General features: G+C 66.6%; 11 protein-coding genes and 2 pseudogenes. 11 read left to right on the top strand and 2 right to left on the bottom strand.

Going from position 1 to position 10020, the window contains the following annotated elements; translation table 11 throughout:
- Together AR540_RS25110 and AR540_RS00265 are read left to right on the top strand one after the other, a co-directional pair.
- Positions 1 to 133: pseudogene (locus AR540_RS25110) on the top strand (IS5/IS1182 family transposase); the annotation flags it as partial.
- Between the two features lie 994 nt (positions 134 to 1127).
- Positions 1128 to 1442 (top strand): DUF736 domain-containing protein, encoded by a 315-nt coding sequence (locus tag AR540_RS00265; RefSeq protein WP_059225861.1) that lies wholly within the window; start codon positions 1128 to 1130, stop codon positions 1440 to 1442.
- Positions 1443 to 1449: 7 nt separating this feature from the next.
- Here AR540_RS00265 and AR540_RS00260 read toward each other — a convergent pair whose 3' ends face one another.
- Positions 1450 to 1806 carry a helix-turn-helix domain-containing protein gene (locus tag AR540_RS00260; RefSeq protein WP_442963752.1) on the bottom strand — a complete coding sequence of 119 codons (357 nt, stop codon included), beginning with the start codon at positions 1804 to 1806 and terminating at the stop codon, positions 1450 to 1452.
- Between the two features lie 210 nt (positions 1807 to 2016).
- Here AR540_RS00260 and AR540_RS00255 point away from each other — a divergent pair, with 210 nt between their 5' ends.
- The 9 genes and pseudogenes from AR540_RS00255 (at position 2017) to AR540_RS00215 (ending at position 9428) form a co-directional block, all read left to right on the top strand.
- Complete coding sequence (locus AR540_RS00255; RefSeq protein ID WP_059225860.1) at positions 2017 to 2367, top strand: DUF2958 domain-containing protein; 351 nt, start codon at positions 2017 to 2019, stop codon at positions 2365 to 2367.
- Positions 2368 to 2660: 293 nt separating this feature from the next.
- Positions 2661 to 3500 carry a DUF2285 domain-containing protein gene (locus AR540_RS00250; RefSeq protein WP_059225859.1) on the top strand — a complete coding sequence of 280 codons (840 nt, stop codon included), beginning with the start codon at positions 2661 to 2663 and terminating at the stop codon, positions 3498 to 3500.
- Between the two features lie 51 nt (positions 3501 to 3551).
- Positions 3552 to 3839: pseudogene (locus tag AR540_RS00245) on the top strand (helix-turn-helix transcriptional regulator).
- Positions 3840 to 3865: 26 nt separating this feature from the next.
- On the top strand, positions 3866 to 4699 hold the full coding sequence (locus AR540_RS00240; protein WP_059226047.1) for a replication initiator protein A: 834 nt from the start codon (positions 3866 to 3868) through the stop codon (positions 4697 to 4699).
- A 241-nt stretch (positions 4700 to 4940) separates the two neighbouring features.
- Positions 4941 to 5579, top strand: coding sequence for a ParA family partition ATPase (gene parA / locus AR540_RS00235; protein ID WP_059225858.1), 639 nt, complete (start codon positions 4941 to 4943; stop codon positions 5577 to 5579).
- Entirely contained in the window at positions 5576 to 5863 is a 288-nt protein-coding gene (locus AR540_RS00230) for a hypothetical protein (RefSeq protein WP_059226046.1), read from the top strand. The genes parA and AR540_RS00230 overlap by 4 nt, the downstream gene beginning before the upstream one ends.
- Positions 5860 to 6411, top strand: a complete 552-nt coding sequence (locus tag AR540_RS00225; RefSeq protein ID WP_059225857.1) for a DUF2840 domain-containing protein — start codon at positions 5860 to 5862, stop codon at positions 6409 to 6411. The genes AR540_RS00230 and AR540_RS00225 overlap by 4 nt, the downstream gene beginning before the upstream one ends.
- The gene (locus AR540_RS00220; protein ID WP_059225856.1) at positions 6401 to 6994 is read left to right on the top strand and encodes a S26 family signal peptidase; all 594 of its coding nucleotides are present in this window, start codon (positions 6401 to 6403) and stop codon (positions 6992 to 6994) included. Before AR540_RS00225 ends, AR540_RS00220 begins: the two co-directional genes overlap by 11 nt.
- A gap of 448 nt (positions 6995 to 7442) precedes the next feature.
- On the top strand, positions 7443 to 9428 hold the full coding sequence (locus tag AR540_RS00215; RefSeq protein ID WP_059225855.1) for a relaxase/mobilization nuclease and DUF3363 domain-containing protein: 1986 nt from the start codon (positions 7443 to 7445) through the stop codon (positions 9426 to 9428).
- 20 nt (positions 9429 to 9448) lie between these two features.
- On the opposite strand, the gene AR540_RS25100 is transcribed toward AR540_RS00215, so the two are convergent.
- Positions 9449 to 9685: a hypothetical protein gene (locus AR540_RS25100; protein WP_153014134.1), complete on the bottom strand. Its 237-nt coding sequence runs from the start codon at positions 9683 to 9685 to the stop codon at positions 9449 to 9451.
- Positions 9686 to 10020 lie beyond the last annotated feature (335 nt).

The raw sequence follows: 10020 nt of genomic DNA, 5'->3' as shown, positions 1-10020 counted from the left end.
GATGTTCGGCTGGCTGAAGGAGAGTCGCAGGATCGGCACTCGCTACGACAAGCTGGCAAAAAGTTTCGCGGCGATGGTCACGCTCGCTTGCACGCTGCGCTGTCTGCGCCAGTATTTTTCGTACAGAGCCTAGGATGGAGTTGACGGCTCCAGAATTGCCGGCTGCCTGCACGTGACTGGCCGAGGGTACGGGCTGGATGCCCGCCTTCTGCAAGATCGCAGGTCCGCAGGAGGCCGCGCAGGAAGACGGCCAGGACACCCCAGAGAACGCCGAGGCAAGGGTGGATGAGTCCTCCGAGGCGCTGGCCGCTTAACCCGCGCAGAAGGCAAGCGCCCCGGTCGAGGCCGGGGCGCTTCGCGGAAGGCGTTCAGCACCGCGCCCAGGCCGTTCCGGCCTGGGCGCGGTGAATGCAAAACCGGGCGCTGCAGTGGCCGCGCCCGGTGCTGCGCGCTGCGCTTGCCTCCAGGGGACCGCCCTACGGGCTATCCCCGCCGCGCGCCGCTTGGCGCCCCTCCCAGCGGCCGAACCGGCTGCGCCGGATCGGATCGACCAGCGCCCCGCCTGGAGGCGGGGCGCGGGCAAACACGCTGGCGCTTGCTGCGGCAGGTTGTGCAGGTGCGTGCTGTCCCCCACGCTGGCGGTTCAATAGCCCGGACACGAAGGATGGGTCAGTAGCACAGTGTTCGTGCCCGGCCTCGCGGGTCTTCTGCCTTGCCGCCATGACGAGGCAGGACGCCGCCGTAGGCGACGCCAGCTTTCTCGCGGTCGCTCTTGCCGTTGGGGTGCGGCGTGCGCGAACAGGGTATGCAGCGTGCCAATGTAGCCCTCCAGCGGAGAGGCCGAGTCGGCCATGTCACCATTCGGATTGAGGCAGCGCCAGTACGTCCTTGTTTGTCGTGAATCCTGGTGGAGGCACGGCTGCGCCTTGGGCTTCATGGCCGCAACCTTCCAGCGAAAACAATTTCCCCTGCGCTACGCGCATTCCTCGCGGAACAAATTCTTTTCGCCTCCAGGCTCTCCACTGCGTTGCGACCGCTGCGCGGTGCGGCCAGCCCATCCTCCACCGGCCGGATCACAACAAGGACGCACTGGCGCGACCTTGGTCAACCCGAAAGGAGAAATCACCATGGCTAACATCGGCACCTTCACCGCAGACAAGAACGGCTACATCGGCACGCTGCACACCTTGATGCTCAACATCAAGGTCAAGCTGGTACCCAACGACAAGAGCGACAGCGAGAAGGCCCCTGACTTCCGCGTCCAGGCCGCCGGCCACGACATCGGTGCAGGCTGGAAAAAGACCAGCGAGGCCGGGCGTGACTACATCTCCGTGACCCTCGACGACCCTTCGTTTCCGACCCCGATCTATGCCCGCCTGCTCGAAAGCGAGGACGGCACATACGACCTGCTCTGGTCGCGCAGCAAGCCCCAGGCGGCCTGACGGCCGCTCAACGCGCCCCGCCTCCAGGCGGGGCGCTTTCATCGGCAGCCTCCGGCACGGCAGCAAGCTGCCGCTCCGTTTCGGCCATCAGTACAGCCGTACTGCACTTAAGCGCCTGGGCGATCTTGAAGACGATCGCCAGCGTGGGCAGGTGTTCGCCACGCTCCACCTTGCCCATATGCGACCGCTCGACGCCGGCCCGATGCGCCAGCAACTCCTGTCCGAGCCCTTTTTCACTGCGCAGCGCACGCACCGCCGCGCCGAAGGCGCGCGCCAGACGGGCATCGTAGGTGGTGGCGCCAATCGGGCGGCCACGTTGAACGGTTCGCTTCTGCATGAGCAGCAGCGTGGTTTTGCCGTACAACTAAAACCACGTTATCTTTAACTCATTACGCGATCCGTGCCTTTACAGAAAACCACATCGGCGGATTTCATCCGATCCGGAACGTCGCTTTCGTAGCTTTACGGATTCCGAGAAAGACGCCTGTGTGCTTTCGTGCTTTGATGGATTTGATGGCTTGCATACCCGTGCTTACGCACGAAAGCACGTTCCCGCTTTTGTGGAGCGCCTACCATGAACCTGCCACTGACCACGACTGACGAACGCGTTCGGCTCCTGGCCAACGGCAGGACGCGCGCCCTTGGCCAACTCGTCGATCCACTGCCTGTAGTTCGCTTGTTCACCCCGGACGCGCATGCGAGCTGGCTGCTGGCCTCGCTCGATCCGGCCGATGGCGATACGGCCTGGGGGCTCATTGACCTCGGCATCGGCATGCCAGCCCTGGGCACGGTCAAGCTGTCCGACCTGGCCGGCATCGTTGGACCGCGTAAGCTTCCAGTACGACGGGATCGATACTTCCAGGCGGTACGGCCACTCTCGGAGTACGTGCGGCTGGCCGAGGAAAATGGCTCGATCACCGACTGAGCGATGCCGACTTCGATGGACCGCAACCCGCGCGCATTGAGGCCGTTTCGGTCTCGCGCAAGACCTGCACGGCCTGAATCCGGATTCTTGCGCCAATCCGCGCATCTCAGGCGCAAACGGCCATGATGCGGGACGCATCTTGCAGCACCGTCGGCGCTGCCGCGCGCGGGTTACCCACTGCGCAGCCGTCGCATTCGGACCCGTTGCGCAACGCAGCGGTCCCCATCGGTCTTATTTCCACAGTGTAACCCCCCGCCGATGGCGACGTTTCTTCCACTTCACAGAGCGTGCTCATGGAAGCGACCGACATCCGCCACGGGCATCCTTGGCATCCCAGCGCCGCCTATCTTTACGTGCTGCATCTCGATGGCCCCGGACTGGCCTGGGAGTATCTACGCCGCCATCCCGACTATCAGAGCGACTGGCAGCGCCGCCGGCACAGGCCCGATGCGGCGCAGCGCTGGGGACTGCGCTCGCTCGAAGATCCCGCCTTGGATGCGCGCGATGCGCACCCGGACTGGGGACCCGATCCGGCCGCCTCGGCGCAACTGCATCCCGACCTGGATGCTCCCGAAGAGGGCTGGCGGTTCGACCTTTGGGCGCTGCCGGGCCATAAGCGCTTGCACTCTGATGGCCGGCGCCTGCGGCTGGCCGTGGACCTGCCGGGGCGGCATCTGCGCCTCGCATTGGCTCCCGGTCTGCGCGATGGCATGGCCTGCGCTTTCGGTACCCGAGCCGCGACTAGCTTCACGGCAGAGGCTGCGCGGGCCAGCCATCGCGCCCTGGCGCTCGGCGTGGCCTCGCTGGAGGGCCACAGCCCGCAAGCCTTTGCCCAGGCACGGGAACGCCCATCGCCAACGGCCCTTCAGGAACTGCACAGCCTGCAAGCACTCGACGGCTACCTGGCAGGCGCGTCTCTGCGCGAGGTGGCGACCGGCCTGTTCGGCGCCGACGCCGTGGCGGCGGGCTGGCACACTGATAGTGGCTTGCGGGCCCGCACGCGCCGCCTGGTGCGGCGCGGCGAGGCGCTGATGCGCGGCGGCTACCGCCGCCTGCTGCAGAACGACCCTCTTGAACAGGGCCGTTTTGCCCATAGCCAAAACGGCCCTGAGCAGGCGGCTGGCGTTTTCTGAGACTGCCTCCACCGGTCGCATCGTGCGCCGGACTTGATGGAGGATCACCTCATGCGATACGCACCGCTGCGGCCCCAGGAGGCGCCCGCCGCCACGCCGCACAACGCCCAGCCACCCCGCTACCTCACCAACGACGAAGCCGCCGCGTACCTGCGCCTGAGTCCACGGACGCTGGAAAAGCAGCGCGTGATGGGTGGTGGCCCGCGCTTTCGCAAGTTCGGTCGCCGCGTCATGTACGCCCTCACCGACCTTGATGCCTAGGCCGCCGAGCGCAGCTTCGAGAGCACGTCCGATGTCGAGTACGCCGAGCACCACTCGGCGGATAGCCGTGCGCGTTGATCGGCAGCTCGCCGGTGGCCATCGCCATGTCCAGCCCATTGCAGGAGCGGGAACAGCTCGACCTGTTCCGCGCGTTGCCGGGCGACATGGCGCCGCGCGACGCCCAGGACCTGATGGCCTATCCGTTCTTCTCGCTGGCGAAGTCACGGCGCACGGCGCCGATCGACTTCCGCAGCGGCAATGTCACCATTCGCGTGGAGGGCACGCAGGAACATGGCATCGCCACGATTTGGGATGCCGATGTGTTGATATGGGCCGCTTCGCAGATCGTGGAGGCGCGCGACGCGGGCTTGCGCCCGTCGCGCTGGATACGCGCCACCCCCTACGAGATCCTGCGCTTCATCGGACGCGGCACGTCGCTACGCGACTACGTGCGCCTGAAAGCTGCGCTCGACCGGCTGCAATCGACCACGGTGGCCACGTCGATTCGCGAGACAACCGGGCGGCGCCTGCACCGCTTCTCCTGGATCAACGAATGGCGCGAGTTGGCCGACGCCAAGGGCGTGCCACAGGGCATCGAGCTGATCCTGCCGGACTGGTTCTATGCGGGCGTGCTCGACGCCGCTCTGGTGCTGACCATCGACCCCGCGTATTTCCGGCTGAAAGGCGGTATCGAGCGCTGGCTGTACCGCCTGGTGCGCAAGCACGGCGGCAAGCAGCCGGACGGCTGGCAATTCGACTTCCGGCACCTGCACCGCAAGTCGGGCAGCACGGCGCGCTTCTCGGACTTCGCCTACGACCTGCGCGTGCTGGTCGCGCGGCAGTCGTTGCCCGGCTACACCCTGAGCATCGTGCGGATACCGGAAGAGGGAACCGAGCTGTTGGCCTTCCGTCGCGTGCGGGCCACGGCACGGGGATAACTGAGGGACAAGGTGTGGACGGTCTCGTGCTATCAGGCGCAGCGGGTATCGTGCTATCCGGAGTAAGCCCCTCGTGCTATCAGGCGTATGAAAACACCGGAAAGGCAACAATGGCGCGGCGTTGCGCCTCCTTTAACTTACCTAACAAGAAATACATAACTTTTAGTAGAAGCACGCCGTTTCGGTGGACAACCACCCAACGGCACGGCGAGGCCAACCCTCCAGCAAGGAGGGCCACGCCATGATCTTCGCGCTCCTCAATCAGAAAGGCGGCGTCGGCAAGACCACCCTCGCAACACACATCGCCGGCGAACTGGCGCTGCGCGGCCAGCATGTCGTGCTGCTGGACGCGGACCCGCAGGGGTCCTCTCTCGACTGGACGCAGCGCAGAAGCCAGCAGGGCTTGCCCCGGCTGTTCAGCGCCGTGGGCTTGGCCCGCGAGACGCTGCATCAAGAGGCGCCGGAGCTGGCCCTCCGTGCCGATCACGTCATCATCGACGGCCCGCCGCGCATCGCCGCCCTGGCGCGCTCCGCGCTGCTGGCGGCCGAGCGCGTGCTGATTCCCGTGCAGCCTAGCGCCTACGACGTATGGGCTTCCGCCGAGATGGTCGCGCTGATCCGCGAAGCGCAAGTATTTCGGCCGCAGCTAGCGGCGGCCTTCGTCATCAATCGGCGCGTCAGTACCACCATCATCGGGCGCGAGGCGCGGCAGTCGCTGGCCGAACAGCCGCTGCCCGCGCTGCGCTCGGAGATCCACCAGCGCATCGTCTTCGCCGACAGCGTGGCCGCGGGCCGGCTCGCCCGCGAAACCGCGCCCGACAGCGCCGCGGCGCGCGAAATCACCGTGCTGGTGGACGAACTGCTGCGGTGGCCAACATGAGCAGCGGCAACAGCACACGTCACGGCGCCCGCAGCAGCAAGCGCGTTGGCATCGGCGCGCGTCCACCCGCGAATCCGCACGCCGAGGCGTGGATTCGCCAGGGCGACGCCGACGCCTTGCAGAAGGGCGATCTCTACAGCGCGCGCCTGACACTCGACATCACGCCCGCCATGCGGGCGCGCATCAAGGTGACGGCCTTCACCCGAGGCGTGACTGTGGCCGAACTGCTGCGCAGCCTGCTGGAGCGGGAGTTTCCTGAGAACAGCCTGGAGGACACGCCATGATCGCATTCCTCTCGACCGCCGCGAACGCGACCACGGTTGCGCCGCCGCAGGCGCTTCCAGCACTCGCCGGCCAAGCCGGCAACGTGCCGCTGACTCGCGTATCGCTCGCCTACATCGAGCCGCGCTTCAAGCTCTATCTGCGCTTCGGCGAACCGGTGCGCACGCTGCGGCTCGACCGCTGGCGGCGTTGCGCCGTGTTCCTGCCGGGCGCGATGTTCTGCCGTATTCGCTGGCAAGCCAACGACTACGGCACGATCCGCTGGCAACTCATGGTGATGCAGGCTTGCACGCCGCTCGATGCGGCGCAGCGCATCCCCGGCGTGCAACCGGGGGCGCGCTTGCTGCTGCACGCCGAAGGCGAGAACCAGGTGCGCGCGGTGCTGGAGTGCATCGATGGCATTGAGGCGCAAGGCATCGCCGTCATCGACGTATCGCCCGCGTACTGGCGCACGCTGGGCAACCGTCTGGCGGCCCGCCTGCCGCTGCCCGAATACACCGCCGAGCGGCACGCCGCCTGGCTGGCAGGGGGGCGCTACCATGATCGCTAATGCCACCCCCGCATGCACGCCCGCGCCGCAGCCTCGTTCGCGCTTACGCGCTCGCCTCGTGCTGGCGGGCTGTGCCGCCTGCGGCCTCGCTGCGCTGGCCTGGGCGGCGTTCGTGCAGCCACCGCCGCGCCTGATCTACAACCCGTCCGATAGCGTGGCGGTCGGCTGGTATCGCGTCGATCCGCTCCAGCACCGACCCGGCTCGCGGCCACGTCCGCTGTCCGTGGGCAGCATCGTCCTTAGCACGCTACCGCCAGATGCCGCCGCGTTGGCTGCGCAGCGCGGCTACCTGCCGGCGGGTGTGCCGCTGCTCAAACGTGTGGGCGCGGTCGCCCCGCAGCACGTCTGCATCGTCGCCGGTCAGGTGCGCATCGACGGCGTGCCGGTGGCCGCCGCGCTGCCTGCCGACCGGCTAGGCCGACCGCTGCCGTCCTGGCCGCTTTGCCGCCGCCTCGGCCCGGGCGAGCTGTTTCTGTTGAGCGTGACCAATCCGGCGTCGTTCGACAGCCGCTATTTCGGCCCGGTCAGCGCCTCCGCCGTGATCGGCGTCGCGCATCCGGTTTGGCTGGAGTCTCGCCCATGATGGCCGCCCATCCGCTGCACGTTGCCGTGCCTTTGATCGTGCCATCGGACATGCCGTTCCGGCTGCTGCTCCCGTGTCGTCGCGCGTGCAGTGCGGGTGCATTCGCACCGCACGTCGCGCTGCCTTCGGCGTCGCCGTCCAACGTGCAGGCGTCTTGCCTCGAACGCGCCTGGCCTGCGGCCATTGGCGCGTTCGCTGGCGGCCTGACTGCTGGTGCAGCAGCGCCGCCGGGCCGCCGATGCCCGGAGCGGGAGCGAGGGGCAAAGGCGGAAGGCAAGACAAAAGGGGGCGGCACTCGGCCACCCGCAAAGCCAGTCTGCACGTGGGGGAGACGCGGCACGGCGCGGCTTCGCCGCCGTGCCGCGTCCGGCGCGAGAATCGCGCCAATGCAGGCATGTCCGCGTGCTTCCCACGCCAGGACACGCCAGAGCTTGCAGGGAGAACCGCGATGACCAACCGTCGCGACGACGATTTCCGGGTGCGCCCCAGCGCCCCGAAGAACCGGGGCAAGGGCCAGGGGCAGAGCTTCGTTGCCAAGGTGCTCAAGCACGCCGGCAAAGCCAGCAGCGGCAAGGCGGCAGTGCGTCGTCCTGGGGCGTCCGGCACCAGCCAGCGCCCCGGCTCGCGCCTGGGGCGCGGCCATACGGCGGCTCGCTTCGCCGGGGCGAAGCTAACGCCCATGGCGCGGCGCGTGACCATCAAGACGCTGCTGGTCAATCACCAGCGGGCTAGCCCGCAATCTCTCGCCAAGCACCTGCGCTACATCGAACGCGAGGGCGTAGGCCGTGACGGCGAGCCAGGCCGAGCCTACGGGTCGCAAACCGATGCAGCCGACCTGGATGCGTTCAAGGAGCGGGCCGCGGACGACCGGCACCACTTTCGCTTCATCGTCTCGCCCGAGGACGGCGCCGAGCTGGACGACCTGCGCACCTACACCCGGCATCTGATGAACCGGATGGAAGCCGACCTGGGGACGCGGCTGGACTGGGTGGCGGTCGATCACTGGAACACGGACAACCCCCACACGCACCTGATCGTGCGTGGGCGCGACGACACCGGCAAAGACCTCATCATTGCGGGCGACTACATCGCCCATGGCTTTCGCCATCGGGCCGCTGAACTGGCGACGGAATGGCTGGGGCCACACACCGAATTGGAGATCCAGGAGGCACTGGTCCGGGAGGTGGAGCAGGAGCGCTGGACCAGCCTGGATCGGACCTTGCAGCGTGAGGCCACCAATGGCCGGGTACTGCGCACCGAACGGCTGGACGCCATCCCCCGCCTGAAACGCCAGCGTCTGCTGCTGATCGGTCGCCTGCAGCACTTGCAGCGCATGGGGCTGGCCAGCGAGCGGCAAACCGGCGAGTGGATCATTCATGCCGAGGCCGAAACCACCTTGCGGGCAATGGGCGAACGCGGCGACATCATCCGCACCATGCAGCGAGCCAGGAGCGGCCAGCCACGCGAGCTGGCGGTATTCGAGCCCGGCGACGACGGCCGCACCGTCATTGGCCGCGTGGCTGCCAAGGGGTTGGCCGACGAGCTGCACGACCGCGGCTATCTGGTCATCGACGGGGTGGACGGCAAGGCCCACTACGTCACCTTGAACGCCCGCGACGAGTTGGCGAACTATCCCACCGGCGCGGTGGTGGAGGTGCGGGGTTCCGCCGACGTGCGCGCGGCCGACAGGAACATCGCTGAACTGGCGAACGATGGCCTGTATCGCACCGATCACCACCTGGCTATCGAGCAAGGCCGAGCCAAGCCTGATCGCGATCCGCAGGAGGTTGTCGCCGCCCATGTCCGGCGGCTGGAAGCCCTGCGCCGGGCCGGCATCGTGGAGCGCGTGGCCGATGGCTTATGGAAGGTGCCGGACGACCTGGCCGAGCGTGGCCGCCAGTACGACGCGCAGCGGCTGGGAGGTGTGGCGGTGGAGCTGAAATCGCACCTGCCCATCGAACGGCAGACGCGGGTGATCGGGGCTACCTGGCTGGATCAGCAGTTGATTGGCGGCGGCAAGGAACTGAGCGACCAGGGCTTTGGTGGAGACGCCAAGCAGGCCATGCAGCAACGCGCCGACTTCCTCGCGGAGCAGGGATTGGCCGAGCGGCACGGGCAGCGCGTGATCCTCGCACGCAACCTGCTTGGGACGCTGCGCGACCGGGATATAGCTCAGGCTGCAGAGGACATCACCACCGAAACCGGCTTGCCGCATCGCCCGCCGATGGACGGGCAGCGTGTGGCGGGTATCTATCGGCGCAGCGTCATGCTCGCCAGCGGGCGCTACGCCATGCTCGATGACGGTGTGGGATTCAGCCTGGTGCCATGGCGACCAGTGATAGAACAGCGGCTGGGGCAGCAGCTCGCCGCGACCGTGCGCGGTGGAGGCGTGTCGTGGGAGGTTGGAAGGCAGCGCGGGCCGTCGGTGGGTTAGATTCGCTTACCGTTTGACCATCAAGGATGGTCTTTTGCCGCTACTTCTTTCCCTAGGTGTGTAGTCTCGGACACTAGCTGGTGCGTCGATTGCTGTAGTACCTCCAGCAGGTTGAGCAAATGTTGCTCACCCAACACACTGCCGCGCTGTTCTTCTGGAATGGCATACCAGGAGATGAGCAGTGTCACGAGTGCATGCGCATGGCAGGCGGCCTTACTGAGGCGTTCTTCGCGTTCGCTGGAAGAGTCGTTCTGCATGTCAGTAAACTTCTTGCATGATGGAATCCATACAGGACGGGCGAGAGCATAGATTACGCCATTGACCTGAGACAAACAGTAGTACATCGGTACTAGTTAGCTTAGCGATGCACGGCAACTTGGCATAATAACGAGCACTGTCCCAGGGCCATGTTGTGCGGATTGCCGATCGCGCCGTTTTCAGTCTCAGAGTTTCAAGTCGGATCGTTGTCAAGTTATCGCAGGCGCAAGCTTGACAGCCGAATGGCTCTAGGCTACAGCTTTGTTGGTTGTGCGATGACCCCACCTTTAACCTTTGTTTCTCTCCGACTGGAGTTATCTATGATATCACTCGG

This window comes from Pseudomonas sp. EpS/L25 (assembly GCF_001512295.1).
Taxonomy (GTDB): Bacteria; Pseudomonadota; Gammaproteobacteria; order Pseudomonadales; family Pseudomonadaceae; genus Chryseomonas.
Note: the sequence above shows the minus strand (reverse complement) of the source record. Positions and strands in the feature narration are given on the sequence as shown.